General features: G+C 62.5%; 15 protein-coding genes. 5 read left to right on the forward strand and 10 right to left on the reverse strand.

Going from position 1 to position 16233, the window contains the following annotated elements; translation table 11 throughout:
- Positions 1–280: 280 nt before the first annotated feature.
- The 7 genes from PSV38_RS17600 to ccsA form a co-directional block, all read right to left on the reverse strand.
- Positions 281–1483: a ribonucleotide-diphosphate reductase subunit beta gene (locus tag PSV38_RS17600; protein ID WP_300549720.1), complete on the reverse strand. Its 1203-nt coding sequence runs from the start codon at positions 1481–1483 to the stop codon at positions 281–283.
- Between the two features lie 173 nt (positions 1484–1656).
- Complete coding sequence (locus tag PSV38_RS17605; protein ID WP_300549722.1) at positions 1657–4566, reverse strand: ribonucleoside-diphosphate reductase subunit alpha; 2910 nt, start codon at positions 4564–4566, stop codon at positions 1657–1659.
- Between the two features lie 229 nt (positions 4567–4795).
- Positions 4796–5377 carry a 1,6-anhydro-N-acetylmuramyl-L-alanine amidase AmpD gene (gene ampD, locus PSV38_RS17610; RefSeq protein ID WP_300549979.1) on the reverse strand — a complete coding sequence of 194 codons (582 nt, stop codon included), beginning with the start codon at positions 5375–5377 and terminating at the stop codon, positions 4796–4798.
- 8 nt (positions 5378–5385) lie between these two features.
- Positions 5386–6966 carry a sigma-54 dependent transcriptional regulator gene (locus tag PSV38_RS17615; protein WP_300549724.1) on the reverse strand — a complete coding sequence of 527 codons (1581 nt, stop codon included), beginning with the start codon at positions 6964–6966 and terminating at the stop codon, positions 5386–5388.
- On the reverse strand, positions 6963–8819 hold the full coding sequence (locus tag PSV38_RS17620) for an ATP-binding protein (RefSeq protein WP_300549726.1): 1857 nt from the start codon (positions 8817–8819) through the stop codon (positions 6963–6965). Before PSV38_RS17620 ends, PSV38_RS17615 begins: the two co-directional genes overlap by 4 nt.
- Positions 8820–8822: 3 nt before the next feature.
- Entirely contained in the window at positions 8823–9068 is a 246-nt protein-coding gene (locus tag PSV38_RS17625) for a PP0621 family protein (protein ID WP_300549729.1), read from the reverse strand.
- Between the two features lie 21 nt (positions 9069–9089).
- Positions 9090–9944 (reverse strand): cytochrome c biogenesis protein CcsA, encoded by an 855-nt coding sequence (gene ccsA, locus PSV38_RS17630; RefSeq protein ID WP_300549732.1) that lies wholly within the window; start codon positions 9942–9944, stop codon positions 9090–9092.
- Positions 9945–10019: 75 nt separating this feature from the next.
- Between ccsA and ffh the strand changes: the two genes are divergently transcribed.
- Both ffh and PSV38_RS17640 read left to right on the forward strand, forming a co-directional pair.
- Positions 10020–11402, forward strand: coding sequence for a signal recognition particle protein (gene ffh / locus PSV38_RS17635; RefSeq protein ID WP_300549734.1), 1383 nt, complete (start codon positions 10020–10022; stop codon positions 11400–11402).
- 183 nt (positions 11403–11585) lie between these two features.
- Positions 11586–12383 carry a DUF2726 domain-containing protein gene (locus tag PSV38_RS17640; RefSeq protein WP_300549736.1) on the forward strand — a complete coding sequence of 266 codons (798 nt, stop codon included), beginning with the start codon at positions 11586–11588 and terminating at the stop codon, positions 12381–12383.
- Positions 12384–12393: 10 nt separating this feature from the next.
- Here the strand turns inward: PSV38_RS17640 and ftsY are convergent, their stop codons facing one another.
- Positions 12394–13512 (reverse strand): signal recognition particle-docking protein FtsY, encoded by a 1119-nt coding sequence (gene ftsY / locus PSV38_RS17645; RefSeq protein ID WP_300549738.1) that lies wholly within the window; start codon positions 13510–13512, stop codon positions 12394–12396.
- A 58-nt stretch (positions 13513–13570) separates the two neighbouring features.
- Between ftsY and rsmD the strand changes: the two genes are divergently transcribed.
- From rsmD to PSV38_RS17660, 3 genes are read left to right on the forward strand one after another with little or no spacing between them, the layout of a single operon-like run.
- Positions 13571–14275, forward strand: coding sequence for a 16S rRNA (guanine(966)-N(2))-methyltransferase RsmD (gene rsmD, locus PSV38_RS17650; RefSeq protein ID WP_300549740.1), 705 nt, complete (start codon positions 13571–13573; stop codon positions 14273–14275).
- A gap of 34 nt (positions 14276–14309) precedes the next feature.
- Positions 14310–14819 (forward strand): pantetheine-phosphate adenylyltransferase, encoded by a 510-nt coding sequence (gene coaD / locus PSV38_RS17655; RefSeq protein WP_300549742.1) that lies wholly within the window; start codon positions 14310–14312, stop codon positions 14817–14819.
- Between the two features lie 3 nt (positions 14820–14822).
- Positions 14823–15107 carry a YfhL family 4Fe-4S dicluster ferredoxin gene (locus PSV38_RS17660; RefSeq protein ID WP_300549746.1) on the forward strand — a complete coding sequence of 95 codons (285 nt, stop codon included), beginning with the start codon at positions 14823–14825 and terminating at the stop codon, positions 15105–15107.
- Here PSV38_RS17660 and PSV38_RS17665 read toward each other — a convergent pair.
- Together PSV38_RS17665 and pth are read right to left on the reverse strand one after the other, a co-directional pair.
- Positions 15099–15530, reverse strand: coding sequence for a hypothetical protein (locus PSV38_RS17665; RefSeq protein WP_300549748.1), 432 nt, complete (start codon positions 15528–15530; stop codon positions 15099–15101). The genes PSV38_RS17660 and PSV38_RS17665 overlap by 9 nt on opposite strands.
- Positions 15531–15565: 35 nt before the next feature.
- Positions 15566–16198: an aminoacyl-tRNA hydrolase gene (gene pth, locus PSV38_RS17670; protein ID WP_300549750.1), complete on the reverse strand. Its 633-nt coding sequence runs from the start codon at positions 16196–16198 to the stop codon at positions 15566–15568.
- Positions 16199–16233 lie beyond the last annotated feature (35 nt).

Genomic DNA, 16233 nt, shown 5'->3' on the forward strand with positions numbered 1-16233 from the left:
TAGCAGGAGCTGCCTTCTTGACAGCGGCCTTCTTGGCCGGTGCTGCCTTCTTCACAGCGACTTTCTTGGCCGGAACGGCCTTCTTCACGGCGGCCTTTTTGGCCGGGGCTGCCTTCTTAGGTGCCACTTTTTTCGCAGTTGCCATACGGATCTCCTTGATCAAGTTGCAAAGAGCACTGCACCGCTGAATGCGGTACAGCGATTCATCACCCAACGCCCCCTAGGATCTGAGCGCGGTGTGATGAATGGGGTACGCCGGTGCGGTGCTCTGTGCAAGGGATCAATCCCAGCTCAGGGCGCCGCCCGACTGATATTCAATGACTCGGGTTTCGAAAAAGTTGCGTTCTTTCTTCAGGTCGATCATTTCGCTCATCCACGGGAAGGGGTTTTCTTCGTTGGCGAAGAGTTCTTCCAGCCCAATCTGTGCGGCACGGCGGTTGGCGATGTAGCGCAGATAACCCTTGAACATCGATGCGTTCATGCCCAGCACGCCACGTGGCATGGTGTCTTCTGCATATCGGTATTCAAGTTCGACCGCTTTAAGGAACAGTGCTTTGATTTCGGCCTTGAAGTCCGCGGTCCACAGGTGCGGGTTCTCCAGCTTGAGCTGATTGATCAGGTCAATGCCAAAGTTGCAGTGCATGGACTCGTCGCGCAGGATGTATTGATACTGCTCGGCAGCACCGGTCATCTTGTTCTGGCGCCCCAAGGCCAGGATCTGCGTGAAGCCGACGTAGAAGAACAGACCCTCCATCAGGCAGGCGAACACGATCAGCGACTTGAGCAAGGTCTGGTCGGTTTCGTGCGTGCCGGTGTGGAAGTGAGGATCGCTGATCGCTTCGATGAAGGGGATCAGGAACTCGTCCTTGTCGCGGATGGATTGGACTTCGTTGTAGGCGTTGAAGATTTCGCTTTCATCCAGGCCCAGCGATTCAACGATGTATTGATACGCGTGGGTGTGGATGGCTTCTTCAAAAGCCTGGCGCAACAGGAACTGGCGGCACTCGGGCGCCGTGATGTGGCGGTAGGTGCCCAGCACGATGTTGTTGGCGGCCAGCGAATCGGCGGTCACGAAGAAGCCGAGGTTGCGCTTGATGATGCGGCGCTCGTCGTCGGTCAGACCATTGGGGTCCTTCCACAAGGCGATGTCGCGCGACATGTTCACTTCTTGCGGCATCCAGTGGTTGGCGCAAGTGGCGAGGTACTTTTCCCAAGCCCATTTGTACTTGAAGGGCACCAACTGGTTGACGTCGGTCTGACCATTGATGATGCGCTTGTCAGCGGCATTGACGCGACGCCGAACGGGCTCGCCAATGTGGGCGACTGCGGCCATCGTGGTGGTCGGAACGGGGTGGTTGAAGGATGCAGCTGTCACAGTTTGAAGGACCGACGCATTCACTTCCCGTGCATCGCGTTGCGATGAAGGAGCTGAAGCGCCAGATACTGAAGAGCTTGATGGTGCGTCGTCTTCCCAGACCAACATGGTGTATACATCCTATGGGTTCGAATTATGAAAGGGTGTTGTGAAAAACACCAAGCACTTCTTGACAGTACAAGGCCCTGTTTGTTGCGGCCTTGCGTCGAAGTGCACTCATTGAATCAACAAAGTTAAGTCGACAGATGAACAAGGCCTCTTTCGAGGCCTTGTTCAATGCATCACTGACAGGCTTCGCAATCGGGGTCGTCGATCGCGCAGAACTTGATGTCGGTGGCCGGCTCGCTCATTTGAGGCTCTGCTGTTTGCGGTGCAGCATTGGTGCTTGATGTGCCGCTCATGTTGGACACCGAGTTGAGTTGACCGCGCGACACGGTCGACTTCTCGGCATGCGTGGCGCCAACGGTGCGGAGGTAGTACGTGGTCTTCAAGCCGCGCAACCAGGCGAGCTTGTAAGTCTCGTCCAACTTCTTGCCCGATGCGCCGGCCATGTAGATGTTGAGCGACTGTGCCTGGTCGATCCATTTCTGGCGACGCGATGCCGCTTCAACCAACCACATGGGCTCGACTTCAAAGGCCGTGGCGTACAGGCTCTTGAGTTCTTCAGGCACGCGGTCGATGCGGCGCAGCGAACCATCGAAGTGCTTGAGGTCCATGACCATGACGTCGTCCCACAGGCCCAATTTTTTCAGATCGCGGACCAGGTACTGGTTGACCACGGTGAACTCGCCCGACAGGTTGGACTTGACCGAGAGGTTGCCGAAGCAGGGTTCGATCGAAGCGTCCACGCCAACGATGTTGGAGATGGTGGCGGTGGGCGCAATGGCGACGCAGTTGGAGTTGCGCATGCCATGCGTGTCGATGCGGTGGCGCAGAGCATCCCAGGCCATGGTGTGCGAGGTATCGACTTCGAGGTAGCCGCCGCGCTGTTCGGCCAGCAGCTTGATCGAGTCGATCGGCAGGATGCCGCGGTCCCACAGCGAGCCCTTGTAGCTGGAGTAGCGGCCGCGTTCTTCGGCGAGTACGGTCGAGGCCCAGTAGGCGTAGTAGCAGACGGCTTCCATCGAGCGGTCGGCGAAATCGACCGCGGCCTGGCTGGCGTAAGGAATGCGCATCTGGTAGAGGCTGTCCTGGAAGGCCATGATGCCCAGACCAACGGGGCGGTGGCGCAGGTTCGAGTCACGCGCCTTCTTGACAGCGTAGTAATTGATGTCGATCACGTTGTCCAGCATGCGCATGGCAGTCGTGATGGTCTTCTTGAGCTTGTCGTGGTCAAGGTCTTTACCATTCGCGCCGTTGATGATGTGTTGCGACAGGTTGACCGAGCCCAAGTTGCAGACCGCGATTTCGCCGCTGTTGGTGTTCAGCGTGATCTCGGTACACAGGTTGGACGAGTGAACCACGCCGACGTGTTGCTGCGGTGAGCGCACATTGCAGGCGTCCTTGAAGGTGATCCAGGGGTGCCCGGTTTCGAACAGCATCGACAGCATCTTGCGCCACAGATCGTTGGCGGGCAGTTGTTTGAAGAGCTTGATTTCGCCCCTAGCGACTTTTTCTTCGTAGCGCGTGTAGGCCTCTTCGAAGTCTTTGCCGAACTTGTCGTGCAGGTCGGGGCAGGTGGCGGGCGAGAACAGGGTCCACTGGCCACCTTCCATCACGCGGCGCATGAACAGGTCGGGGATCCAGTTGGCCGTGTTCATGTCGTGGGTGCGGCGGCGGTCGTCGCCGGTGTTCTTGCGCAGCTCCAGGAATTCTTCGACGTCCAGGTGCCATGACTCAAGGTAGGCGCAGACAGCGCCCTTGCGCTTGCCACCTTGATTGACGGCGACGGCGGTGTCGTTAACCACTTTCAGGAAGGGGACGACGCCTTGCGATTTGCCGTTGGTGCCCTTGATGTGTGAGCCCAAAGCGCGCACTGGCGTCCAGTCATTGCCCAGGCCGCCTGCGAATTTGGACAGCAGGGCGTTTTCCTTGATGGCTTCGTAGATGCCGTCGAGGTCGTCAGGGACGGTGGTCAGGTAGCAGCTGGACAACTGCGAGCGGCGGGTGCCGGCGTTGAACAGCGTGGGGGTCGACGACATGAAGTCGAAGCTTGAGAGCACTTCATAGAACTCGATGGCGCGCGCTTCGCGGTCGATTTCGTTCAGCGACAGGCCCATGGCCACGCGCATGAAGAAGGCTTGCGGCATTTCGATGCGCTGGCCTTCGGTGTGCAGGAAGTAGCGGTCGTACAGGGTCTGCAGGCCGAGGTAGTCGAAGTCGAGGTCGCGTTCGTGCTTGAGTGCGGCGCCGAGTCGGGCCAGGTCGAACTGCTGCATCTTCTCGTCGAGCAGTTCAACTTGCACACCCTTCTTGATGTAGGTGGGGAAGTAGTCGGCGTAACGCGTGGCCATTTCGCCGTGCGTGACTTCGTCGCCCAGGATTTCGCGGCGGATGGTGTGCATCAGCAAGCGGGCGGTGGCGTGCGTGTAGCCGGGATCGTGCTCAATGCGGGTGCGGGCGGCCAGGATGGCGGCCTTGTAGACCTCGTCGAGGGCGACGCCGTCGTACAGATTGCGGTGCGTCTCGGCCAGGATGGGGGCCGCCTTGACATCAGCGCCCAGGCCTTCGCAAGCGGCTTCGATCAGGCCTTCCAGGCGGGCCAGGTCCAGCGGGATGCGTTGGCCACGGTCGATGACCGTCAGCAGGGGTTGGGCGACGGCGGGAGCTGTGGCCTTTTGTTGAGCGCGTTCTTGTGAACGGCGTTCGCGGTACAGCACATAGGCGCGGGCGATCTCGTGGTGACCACCGCGCATCAGGCCCAGTTCAACCTGGTCTTGCACGTCTTCGATGTGAAAGGTGCCGCCGCCGGGGCGTGAGCGCATCAGGGCGCGCACCACATTTTCGGTCAGGCCATCAACGGTTTCGCGCACGCTGGCCGAGGCCGCGCCTTGCGTGCCGTGAACGGCCAGGAAGGCCTTCATCAAGGCGACGGCAATCTTGTTGGGTGCGAAGGACACGACCGCACCATTGCGGCGGATGATCTGGTAGCCGGCGTAGGCCGATTGGCGAGGCTCGTTGGTGGCGTCGCTAGGGCTGGTGGGGAAGACGTTGGCCGTGGTTTGGCCAGTGCTGGACGGGGTCGTTTGCATGTGATTCCCTTCGGAGTTAAGGCCTCCCGGAAACGGCGGGGAGGCCTTAGTTTTGCGCTTGATTTGAGCTGTTACGCTGGTCACTGAAACGCTATATCTGGTGTTTTTTGGTGCCTTGGGCACTACAGGTAGCGTCTGGGTGCGACTATAACGCTATTTTCGCCCGCCCCCGCAATCGGGGGGTTAATTCAGGGAAATTGCCGATCGGGGCAGCCCTGTCTGGGCATGTTCAAAGGGATGTGGTACCCGGGGGAAAGCTGCGTTGATCCCAGCCCAGCAAGGCGTGCAGTGCGGGCCAGTCAAAGGCTTGGCCAGGGTCGCGTTTGCGGCCAGGGGCCACGTGCTCGTGCCCGGCGATCTGGCTGATCGGGTAGACCTTGACGGCTTGTTGCAACAGGTCGGCCAAGGCCTGGTATTGAGCCCATTCAAAGGGGTGATCTTCCAGGCCTTCGAGTTCGATGCCAATCGAATGGTCGTTGCAATTGTCGCGGCCCTGCCACGACGATGGTCCCGCGTGCCAGGCTCGGTCATTGGCGGACACGAACTGCAGGAGTTCGCCATCGCGCCGGATGACGAAATGGGCCGAGACTTCGGCGCCCCGGATCTGCCCGAAATAGGGATGGGCGTCCCAATCCAGCTGGTTGGTGAACAGGCGCTCAATCTCGTCGCCCCCATAAATGCCTGGGGGCAGGCTGATTGAATGAATCAAGGCCAGGTTGATGGGGATGCCGGGAGGACGGGGGCCAAAGTTGGGTGAATCGATGCGGCGGGCTTGTGGGCACCAGCCTTGCGGCCAGGGGTCGTGCGCCATCGGCATGCTCACTCAGCGTCGGCTTCGGGGTCGAAGCGCTCGCCCAGGACGATGCCCTGGTCCGTGACCTTCACGCCCAGGCGGGCCATGCGGTAGCGCATCTGGCGCAGGCTCAGGCTCAGGCTGGCGCCAGCGGCGGTGCGATTCAATCTGTATTTTTCGAGAGCCAGGACCAGGATGTCGCGTTCGACCTGGTCAAGGTGGGTGACGAGGTCTGAGGGCAGAGTGGGGGGCGAAGGCGCTGCCGTGGCCAGTGCCGTAGGGGGCGCTGGTGGGCTGATGCCAATGGCAGCTTGCTCGAAAGCGCCAGAGCCGGGCGTGAGGATGTCTTCGGTGGTGTGCGGTGAGGCGTTGGGAAACCCCAAGTCCTCCGCTTCGATCAATTGGTGTCCGCTCAGGGTGACCGCGCGGTGCAGGATGTTTTCCAGCTCGCGAACGTTGCCGGGGAAGGGGTGGTTGAGCAAGGCCATCAGGCCGGTCCGGCCCAGCTGCGGCACGGCGTTCAAACCCGATTCCGAGGCGATGCGCTCCAGGATGCGCAGGCACAGGCTGGGCAGGTCTTCAAGCCTTTCGCGCAAGGCGGGCAGCGGGATCTGGATGACGTTGAGCCGGTAGAACAAGTCCTGGCGAAAGCGTTTGGCGGCCACTTCGGCGGCCAGGTCTTTGTGGGTGGCGCTGATGATGCGCACATCCACGGGCACTTCGGCCACGGCCCCGACCGGACGCACGGCGCGCTCTTGGATCACGCGCAGCAACTTGGTTTGCATGGACAAGGGCAGGTCGCCGATCTCGTCCAGGAACAGGGAGCCGCCATGCGCGGCCTGGAAAAAACCTTCTCGGTCTTCGTTGGCGCCGGTGAAGGCGCCTTTTCGGTAGCCGAAGAACTCGGCTTCGAGCAGTTGTTCGGGGATGGCGCCGCAATTGACGGCGATGAAGGGCTGATGGTGGCGGCTGCTGACGTCGTGGATGGCGCGGGCGACCAATTCCTTGCCAGTGCCCGATTCACCCCAGACCAACACGGGTGCCATGCTGCGCGCGACCTTGTCGATCAGGCCTCGCACATGCTGGAGTGCATCAGAGTGGCCGACCATCCTGGACAGCGCGGTGACCTCGGGCTTGCGGGCGCCACGGTGCAGTGCCAAAGGGGGCGCGGCCAGGGGTGTGTTGGTGGGGCGCTCTTGAACCGAGACCGCCGCAGGCAAGGCCGATGTTGGCGTGCGCCCCAAGGCCGAGGACACCACGGCGCGGAACTGGCGCAGATCAACCGGCTTGGTCAGGTAGTCGTAGGCACCGGCCTTCAGGGCCTCCACGGCGTTTTCGGCTGAACCGTAGGCGGTGATGACGATGGCTTTTTCGCGGCGGCCTTCAGCGTCGATGCGGCGCAGCAGGTCCAGGCCGGTGCCATCGGGCAAGCGCATGTCCGTGATGATCGCGCTGTAGCTGCGGTCCTGCAGGTGTTGCCAGGCCTCGGCCACGTTGCCCGCCGTTTCCACGTCGTAGCCCTCGCGCAGCAGCGTGAGTTCGTACAAAGTGCGCAGGTCGGGTTCGTCGTCAACGACCAGCAGGCTATAGAGGGTCGGAGCGGTCATGCGGTGATGGGGGGTTCAAGGGGCATCGTCACGAAGAACTCGTTGCGGTGGCGCACGGCGCCGGGATGCTGGCGGTAGTCGATGCTGGCGCCATGGCGTTCACACAACTCTCGGCAAATATACAGGCCCAAGCCGGTGCCCCGGCTGCGCGTGGAAAAGAAGGGTTCGAACAGCGATTGTTCGGTGCCTGGGCTGATGAGTTCGCCATCGCTGCGCACAGACAGGACCAACGGTCCGGTGCCTTCCTGGGCCTTTTGCCACCGCAGGTTCACCAGGATCGCACCGGCTTGGCCGCTGTTGTGCCGCAAGGCGTTGTCCAGCAGATTGACCAGCACGCGGTGCAGGTGATCAGGCTCGAAGCGGACCTTGGGCGCGGGGCGGCCAATCTGGGGTTTGCAGGCGGACAAATCAACTTCGCACAGGCTGTCAGGTCCGCCAGCGAGGCCTTCGGTTTGGCGCCATTCGTTGCAGATGGCGGCCACGGTTTCCCGCAGGTCGATCGCGGGGCCCGGTGGGCGCAAACCGGGGGCCACGGCCAGCACGTCATCAATGATGTTCTTGAGCCGGGCCACGTTGTCGGCCACCATCTGGGTCAGGCGTTTTTGCGTGGGCGTGGTAGCGTCTTCGCCGAGCAGCGCATTGGCCTGGGCAATGGCGGACAGGGGGTTGCGGATCTCATGCGCGATGCCGGCCGACATGCGGCCCATGGCGGCGAGTTTGTCCTGGCGTTGGCGGGCCATCACGGTTCGCAGATCTTCGATGAACATCACGCAAACGTCTTCGATGGCCTGGCCATCGCGGCCCTTGGTGAAGCGCACGCGCAGGCGCAAGGCTCGGCTGGATTGATCATCAAAGCGCAGGCTCAGTTCCTGGCCCACATCGGCATACAGTGGGTTGGCGAAAGCCTGCTCGACCGCCTGCACCAGAGGGTGCCAGGCGGGCACGCCTCTCAATTGAAAGGGGGGCGCTTGAGTGCTGCCTTGGGCGGCGAGCAGCCGTCGTGCGGCCGGGTTGGCGGTGCGCACGCGGCCCTGGCGGTCGGTCACCATCACACCCTCGGCCATCTCTTCAATGACCAGCCGGTTGAGCTGGGCTTGCTGGCGGGCCAACTCCAGGCTGCCTTTGGCGGTGCGCTCTTCTCGGGCCAGTCGGCCAGCCAGTTCACTGCCCATCACGGCCACAGCAAACAGGCCGAACCCGGTCAGCCCCGCTTGGGTCATCAAGGATGACAGGTTGCCCCCTTCGGCCGATTGCAGCCAGGCGGCAGCCAGCAGGTTCAAGGTGGCTGCGGCGGCCACGCCCAAGGACATGATGCGGGGCATCAAGATGGCGGCCATCAACACCGGCAAGGCCAGCAAGGCCTGCGAGTTCAGGTTGCTGCTGGTCAGGAAATTCAACCAGGCAAAGGCCGCCAGGTCGATGCCAATGGTGGCCAAAGCCTGCCGGTGTTTGAGGCTGCGCTGGTCGGGGTCTTTGGGGGGGTGCCGAGATGCCCAGGACCAAACCATCAAAGTCAAAACGCTGTAAGACAAGGTGAGGCCCAGGACCCAGGGGGAGGGTCGGTTGCCCAGCAACCAAGCCCCTGCGGTGATCCCGATCAGCAGGATCGCGAGCACGGCGCGCGCGGTCAGGAAGGCGCGGTAAATGCGAAAGAACGACGGGGGCCTGCGCTCTTTGCTGGTTCTGCTGGCCACCGAGGGGGGGGCTTTGTCCAGGGGTTGAGCCTCGGCGCCAATGGTGGGGGCATCGTGATCGTCCCCGTGGCCCCCGAACCAGGATCCTTGAGTTTCAGCGCCCAAGGGTCCGGCAGCATCTCGCAGCGCCTGGTCGGAGGGTGTGGTTGGCCGAGGCATCAGTCAGTGAGCGCGAGGACCGGCGCGGCGATGATCCTCGCTGCAAAAGTAGTCGGCCCCTGTGGGCCGTTGGCCAAGCAAGGCTTCGTTGGTCGGCATGTGCACACCACAGTGCGCGCACTCCACCATGGATTGAGGCTTGGGCGGTGGCGCTGGTTTGCCGGGCGCCTGGGTGCCGACGGAGCGTGGGCGGCGCCACACGTAAAACAGCCAGGCGGCCAACAAACCCAGCAACAGGTATTTGATCATGGTGTGGACTTCAGGTGCTCTTTAGACGATGGCAGGACGGTGCAGCACCACTTCCATCACGAAGCGAGAACCTACGTACGCCAGCAGCAGCAAGGTCGATCCAGCGTACAGCCAGCGCACGGCTTGGCGGCCCCGCCATCCAAACTGGTAGCGACCTGTGAGCAGGATGGCAAAAACCAGCCAGGACAGCACCGAGAACACGGATTTGTGATCCCAGTGCCAGGGATTGGACGACCAGATGCCCAGCACCAAGGTCAGTGTCAGCATGGCGAAGCCTGCCGCCACGAAGCGCAAGGTCAGCGATTCCAGCCTCAGCAGAGGCATGCCCAAAGCCTGGGGCGTGGCCAGTGAGAGGGTTTTGGCCGAAGGCGAGCCCGGGCGAGCACGCAACTGTTTTTCAGCCAGCCGCATCAAGGCGGCATGCATCAGTGCCGCGCCAATCAGGCCATAAGAAGCAAACCCCGAAATCCAGTGCAGCGGCGCCCAGGGCGAGCCGCTGCCAGGGTGTTCCTGGCCAGGGAATGCCCAAGACAGCGCCACCGTGATGGCGGCCAGCCAGGCCAATGCGCGGCGCACCGCAGGCAAGCCCAGACGGTGACTTTCAACGGCGTAAACCGCCAGCACCAACCAAGTAGTGACCGACAGGGCGGGCGCGAACCCAAAGCGCGCGGCGGGTTGGGCGCTGTTGAAGGAGAACGTGTCCAGGACAATGGAGATGGCATGGGCGAGCCACGCCAGTGCCAGGGCGGCCCAGACGCGCCGATTCCTGGCGGCGACGGTGTCGCCTTCACCTTCAGGCAGCACGCTGGCCAGGCCATAGGCCACCACGGCGATGGCACTGGGCCAAAAGGTCAAAGAGGCGGGCGATAGAATCATCCACACAGTTTAAGGTCGCCCGGGCATGTTTGCCCGGTCCCCAGTTTCGCGCATCACGGCATTCACCGCACCTCCATGGCATCCAACCTTACCGAACGACTGAGCCGCTTGGTCAAAACCATGCGCGGCCAGTCTCGCATCACCGAGACCAATGTGCAGGACATGCTGCGCGAGGTGCGCATGGCCCTGCTGGAGGCCGACGTGGCCCTGCCCGTGGTGCGCGATTTCATTGCGCGCGTCAAGGACAAGGCCCTGGGCCAGGAGGTGGTGGCCTCGCTCACGCCCGGCCAAGTGTTGGTCAGCCTGGTGCAAAAAGAGCTGTCCGCCACGATGGGCGATGGCGTGGCCGACCTCAATCTGGCCACGCAGCCCCCGGCGATCATCCTGATGGCGGGTTTGCAAGGCGCGGGTAAAACCACGACCACCGCCAAGCTGGCCAAGCACCTGATTGAAAAGCGCAAGAAGAAAGTGCTGACGGTCTCCGCCGACGTGTACCGTCCAGCCGCCATCGAGCAGCTCAAGATGGTGACCGGCCAGGCCGGCGCCGAATGGTTCCCGTCCACCCCCGATCAAAAGCCGCGCGACATTGTGTTGGCGGCCATCGACCACGCGCGCAAGCATTTCTTCGACGTGCTGCTGGTGGACACGGCAGGCCGCTTGGCCATCGACGAAGTGCTGATGGCCGAGATCAAGGAGCTGCACGCCCTGCTCAACCCGGTTGAAACCCTGTTCGTGGTCGATGCCATGCAGGGCCAGGATGCGATCAACACCGCCAAAGCCTTCAAGGACGCCTTGCCCTTGACCGGCGTGGTGTTGACCAAGCTGGACGGCGACTCACGCGGGGGCGCGGCCCTGTCGGTGCGTCAAATCACGGGCGTGCCCATCAAGTTTGCGGGCATTTCTGAAAAGATCGACGGCCTGGAAGTGTTCGATGCCGATCGCCATGCTGGCCGGGTGCTGGGCATGGGCGACATCGTCGCGCTGGTGGAAGAAGTCACCAAAGGTGTCGACGTGGCGGCGGCGCAGAAGTTGGCCGACAAGGTCAAATCTGGCGTTGATTTTGACCTGGACGACTTCCTGGCCCAGCTCAGCCAGATGAAGAAAATGGGCGGCCTGTCGGGCCTGATGGACAAGTTGCCGTCCGAGCTGGCCAGCAAGGCCGGTGGCGCTGACATGGACAAGGCAGAGCGTGACATGCGCCGCATGGAAGGCATGATCAATTCGATGACCAAGCTGGAGCGCCGCAAGCCCGCGCTGCTGATGGATGGAAAGAGCAAGGCCAGTCGCAAGCGCCGCATCGCCACGGGTGCTGGCGTGCAGATCCAAGACGTCAACCGCATGCTCAACCAGTTTGAGCAAATGCGCCTGATGATGAAGAAGATGAAGGGCGGCGGCCTGATGAAGATGATGAAGCGCATGGGCGGCATGAAAGGCATGCCGGGGATGGGGGGGCGTTGACGGGCGCAAACCCCCGCCTACATTTGAAACGCTTTGTCACCGCATTGGCCGCAAGCCCGCATTGACCCTGGGTGCCTGCGCTGGTACTTTTCGCTTGAGTAATACCGGCCATGTGCCGATGTTGTCGATGGGGCCCGGGGATTGGGCCGGTGTCGATGGGTCTTTCGGGCGTGGATGGTTTCAATGGCAGTTTTGAATGCATGGTGGCCAGCAGTTCTGGCCAGTTTGATTTTGATCGGCTTGTGCGGTGTGGGGCTGGCGTTGAGGGCACGCCGGGGGGGGGGCAACTCGCCGCGGCGAGTTGGCGGCACCTCGTCCGCAGAAGCGGGTGACACCCTGGCAGCCTGGAGTCCAACCGCGACGCGGGTCCTGACCCGATCAGAGCGTGAGGCTTATCACGTTTTGCGCAAGGCTCTGCCCGAGCACATGGTGTTGGCGCAAGTGCCTCTGGCCAGATTCCTGCGCGTGCCCACCCGCAACTCCTACAGCGAGTGGTTGCGCCGTGTGGGCTCCATCTGTGCCGACTTGGTGGTGTGCGACGACTCGTCCCAAGTGATCGCCGTGATCGAGTTGCGCCAGCCGGTCAAGCAGGAAAAACCACGCACCGTGCGTCGCCATGCCCGCATGGACCGCGTGTTGGCCGCTGCCGGCATCCCGGTGTATGTGTGGCTGGAGGGCGCCTTGCCCGGACCGGCTGTGGCCCGTGAGGCCGTGTTGGGTGCCGCCCTGACCATGCCCAAGCGGCCCGTCGGTACCAACAGCCAGACTCGTCGCAGTGTGGAAGCCGCAGCGGTGGTGGCCTCCATGCAATCGGCGGGCGCCATGCATGGCATGTCGGTCAATGAAGACGACAACGACTTCAACCCGGATGATTTTGCCGACGAAGAAGCCGAGCGCAAAGAGCCGCCGCCGTCAACCTGGTTTGATGACCTGGAGTCCGGCCCCGTCCCGTTGGAAGAGGCTGCCACTTCTCGGCATTGATGAGGCGCGCTCAGGTCAACAGGGCCTGAGCGAATTCTCGTGCGTTGAAGGTCTGCAGGTCTTCCAGCTTTTCACCCACACCCACGAAGTACACCGGCACCGCCCCGCCTGGGCGACCGCGTGACCACAGCGCAATGGCGGCCAGCACACCGCCCTTTGCCGTGCCGTCGAGCTTGGTCACCACCAGCCCGGTCAGTCCCAGCGCCTCGTCAAACGCTTTGACCTGAGAGAGCGCGTTTTGTCCGGTGTTGCCATCGACGACGAGCAAGACCTCGTGCGGCGCGCCGTCCATGGCCTTGCCGATCACACGCTTGACCTTGCGCAACTCGTCCATCAAATGCAGCTGGGTGGCCAAGCGGCCAGCCGTGTCGGCAATGACCACGTCGCATCCGCGTGCGCGGCCGGCCTGCACGGCATCGAAGGTCACGGCAGCCGGGTCGCCATTCTCTTGGCTGACGATGTCCACGCGATTGCGGTCGGCCCACACCAGCAATTGTTCGCGCGCGGCGGCGCGGAAGGTGTCGGCGGCAGCCAGCAGCACGCGCTGGTTGGAGTCGCTGAGGTGGCGGGTGAGCTTGCCAATGGTGGTGGTCTTGCCTGCCCCGTTCACACCGGCCACCATGATCACGGTGGGGGTGTGTTGGCCAACCGCGAGCGATTTTTCAAGTGGCTTGAGCAGATCGGTGATGGCCTCGATCAGCAAGACCTTCACAGCGGCAGGATCGCTGGCCTTGGACTCTTTGACTCGGCGCTTGAGGTCGGCCAGCAAGTACTCGGTGGCGGCCACACCAGCGTCGGCCATCAGCAAGGCGGCTTCCAATTCTTCGTACAGCGCATCGTCGATCTGCGTGCCCGTGAAGACCTGCGAAATGCTGGAACTGGTTTTGCGCAAACCCGCCTTGAGCTTGTCCATCCACGAGCGTCGCTCCACCACGGGTTCCGGGGCGGGAGTAGCGGCAGGCGCAGGCGTGGGGGGGGTGACGAGCGCCGATGGGCGCGCATCGACCACAGGTGCGCTGGCGGGCTCGGCAGCGACCGCAGCGCGTGTCTCGGAGGGCGGGGGGGCTGGTGGGTCTGCTGGCGCGGGGCTGCCGCCCAGGCCCAGCTTTTTCTTGATGAAACTGAACATGCTGGGATTGTAGGGTGGGGGTTTCTACAATCGAGGCTTTCCCACGGACCTCTTTTTAATGAAGCCACCCCATTCCGCCCGCACAGCCAGGTCCAGCCAGCCCTCCACCAGCCAGTTCGGCGCGGCGCAAAAGGCGGCTCAAAAGGTGGCGGCCCATGCTGCCCAAGAGGTGCGCCTGATTGGCGGACGCTGGAAGCGCACGCCTTTGACCGTGCCCGTGGTGGCCGGCTTGCGCCCCACGCCCAGCCGCGTGCGCGAGACCTTGTTCAATTGGTTGGGTCAGGACCTGTCGGGCTGGCGTGTGTTGGATGCCTTTGCTGGCACCGGCGCCTTGGGTTTCGAGGCGGCCTCCCGGGGCGCTGAATCGGTTTGCCTGCTGGAGCGTGAACCGGTGCTGATCAAATCGCTGCGCGCCACACAGGCCAAGCTGGCCGCGACCCAGGTTCAGATCGTGCAGGCGGATGCCTTGACCTGGATGGGACGGCTTTCCGGCGGAGCGTCCGGTTTTGACCTGGTCTTGCTGGATCCGCCTTTTGATGCGGGCTTGTTCGAACAAGCGCTGCTGGCCGCCAGTCGGTGCGTGCCCGAAGGTGGCTGGATCTACCTGGAGGCACCTCAGGCTTTCTCGGACGCCGCTGACCCAGTGGGGGCGGTGCCCGGCCTGCGGGTTCACCGGCAAGGCCGTGCTGGTGCGGTGCACTATCACCTTTTTCAGCGTGTGGAAGGTGGTTCGGGCGTGTCGCGGCCAGCGGCGGGCGACTAAACTGGTGACCTTTGGTTCTGATTTGACCGCGCCGATGCCTTCAACTTCGCCCTTGACCGCTGTTTACCCAGGCACCTTCGACCCCATGACGCTGGGACATGCCGATTTGATGCGCCGTGCGGCCCGCCTGTTTGACAGACTCATCGTGGCGGTCGCGGCGGGGCACCACAAGCGCACCATGTTCAGCGTCGAAGAGCGCCTGTCCATGGCACAAGAACTGGCGTCCAAACACCCCAACGTCGAGGTGATCGCCTTTGCCGGCTTGCTGCGCGACTTCGTGGTCGGCCACGATGGCAAGGTGGTGGTGCGTGGCCTGCGCGCGGTCAGCGACTTTGAATACGAATTCCAGATGGCGGGCATGAACCGCCAGTTGATGCCTGATGTGGAGACGGTGTTCCTGACCCCGTCCGATCAATATCAGTTCGTGTCAGGCACCTTTGTGCGCGAGATTGCCATGCTGGGCGGTGACGTGTCCAAGTTCGTCGCTCCGAGTGTGCTGGAGCGGCTAAAGGCGCGTGTGGTCGCCGCGCAGACTGGTGCCTGAGTCATGGCCCTGAAGATCACCGACGAATGCATCAACTGCGATGTCTGTGAACCAGAATGCCCAAATCAGGCCATTTCAATGGGCGAATCCATCTATGTGATCGACCCGGCTCGTTGCACTGAATGTGTTGGCCACTTTGGCGAACCGCAATGCGTGCAAGTCTGCCCGGTGGAGTGCATTCCGGTGGATCCGGTCTACACCGAATCAGCCGAACAGTTGATGGCGAAGTACAAGCTCCTGCAGGGGTTGGCCGCTCAGGCCAAGGCGTTGGCCCATCCTTCAGCTTGACTTGACCGAACTGCCCTTGTCTTTGGGCACTTTGGCGGTGAAGGGGCGTTCACGCTTCAAAGTCTGACCTTGGGTTGAGGGGCTGCTCCACTTGGGTTGCCGATCGGGGGAATCCATGGCAATGGGCCCTTGGCCCTTGGACGCCTTTTCCTGGTGGCGCCGCTCGCGCTCCAGCTGTTTGCCCAGCTTGGCGGCAGTCGCGGTAGCTTGGAGCGTGTGTTGTTGTTGCGCCTTGGTGCGCTCGTCGGGGGCCTCCACGGCGCGCCCACCTTCGCACGCTTGTTGTTGATAACGCACTTCGCCTCGCAAGTCACAGCGGTAAGCAGGCGTGGCTTTTGCGCATGGCCCAGCCAGCCACAGCATGCTGGCCAGCAAGGCGGGCCAATGGCGCCCGAGTGAGGATGTGCTGATGTCGTTGAGCATGTGTTTCTCCCTGTTTTGATGATGTTTTGAATGCATTATTCGGGCTGGGGGTCGCTTGCCGGGGGCGCGATTGGCGGCCTGGGCGGCTTGGGTCTGGGCGGCTGGGCATGCACCAGCAAGGTGGCCTTGGCCATGTCTCCCGCGATGAAGGCTTCGGTGGCATCCAGGGCCTGCGCAATGCATTTGTCGATGGCCTGGCGTTCGGCTTGCGGCGGTTTGCGCAGCACGTAGGCGGCCACCTCGGTTTTAATGCCCGGGTGGCCAATGCCCAGGCGCAGGCGCCAGTATTCGGGTGACCCCAGTTGTGCATGGATGTCGCGCAGGCCGTTGTGACCGGCGTGTCCACCACTGTGCTTGAGTTTGACCTGGCCCGGCAGCAAGTCGAGTTCGTCGTGCGCGACTAGGATCTCGCTGGGCAAAATTTTGAAGAACTTGGCCAGAGCTGCCACGGACTTGCCGGAGATGTTCATGTAGGTTTGCGGCTGCAACAACCACACCGGCCCGCCAGGCAGGTTGGCGCGGCCGACGAAGCCGTGGTAGCTGCGGTCGGCCACCAGGTTGACGTTCAAGCGGCGCGCCAACGAGTCGATCCACCAGAAGCCGGCGTTGTGGCGGGTGTCTTCGTATTCAGGGCCGGGGTTGCCCAGGCCAACAAACAGTCGAATCATGATGGGTGGCGATGATGAATGGGGCTTGTCCAAAA

The organism is Aquabacterium sp. (assembly GCF_029946005.1).
In the GTDB taxonomy this organism is placed as follows: Bacteria; Pseudomonadota; Gammaproteobacteria; order Burkholderiales; family Burkholderiaceae_C; genus Aquabacterium.

Excerpts from the sequence above, each read along its gene's own strand:
- ccsA (WP_300549732.1), bottom strand. The coding sequence starts at position 9,944 with ATGATTCTATCGCCCGCCTCTTTGACCTTTTGGCCCAGTGCCATCGCC.
- rsmD (WP_300549740.1), top strand. The coding sequence starts at position 13,571 with ATGAAGCCACCCCATTCCGCCCGCACAGCCAGGTCCAGCCAGCCCTCC.
- PSV38_RS17620 (WP_300549726.1), bottom strand. The coding sequence starts at position 8,819 with ATGCCTCGGCCAACCACACCCTCCGACCAGGCGCTGCGAGATGCTGCC.
- PSV38_RS17600 (WP_300549720.1), bottom strand. The coding sequence starts at position 1,483 with ATGTTGGTCTGGGAAGACGACGCACCATCAAGCTCTTCAGTATCTGGC.
- PSV38_RS17640 (WP_300549736.1), top strand. The coding sequence starts at position 11,586 with ATGGCAGTTTTGAATGCATGGTGGCCAGCAGTTCTGGCCAGTTTGATT.
- PSV38_RS17625 (WP_300549729.1), bottom strand. The coding sequence starts at position 9,068 with ATGATCAAATACCTGTTGCTGGGTTTGTTGGCCGCCTGGCTGTTTTAC.
- PSV38_RS17665 (WP_300549748.1), bottom strand. The coding sequence starts at position 15,530 with ATGCTCAACGACATCAGCACATCCTCACTCGGGCGCCATTGGCCCGCC.
- ffh (WP_300549734.1), top strand. The coding sequence starts at position 10,020 with ATGGCATCCAACCTTACCGAACGACTGAGCCGCTTGGTCAAAACCATG.
- pth (WP_300549750.1), bottom strand. The coding sequence starts at position 16,198 with ATGATTCGACTGTTTGTTGGCCTGGGCAACCCCGGCCCTGAATACGAA.
- PSV38_RS17605 (WP_300549722.1), bottom strand. The coding sequence starts at position 4,566 with ATGCAAACGACCCCGTCCAGCACTGGCCAAACCACGGCCAACGTCTTC.
- ampD (WP_300549979.1), bottom strand. The coding sequence starts at position 5,377 with ATGGCGCACGACCCCTGGCCGCAAGGCTGGTGCCCACAAGCCCGCCGC.
- coaD (WP_300549742.1), top strand. The coding sequence starts at position 14,310 with ATGCCTTCAACTTCGCCCTTGACCGCTGTTTACCCAGGCACCTTCGAC.
- PSV38_RS17660 (WP_300549746.1), top strand. The coding sequence starts at position 14,823 with ATGGCCCTGAAGATCACCGACGAATGCATCAACTGCGATGTCTGTGAA.
- ftsY (WP_300549738.1), bottom strand. The coding sequence starts at position 13,512 with ATGTTCAGTTTCATCAAGAAAAAGCTGGGCCTGGGCGGCAGCCCCGCG.
- PSV38_RS17615 (WP_300549724.1), bottom strand. The coding sequence starts at position 6,966 with ATGACCGCTCCGACCCTCTATAGCCTGCTGGTCGTTGACGACGAACCC.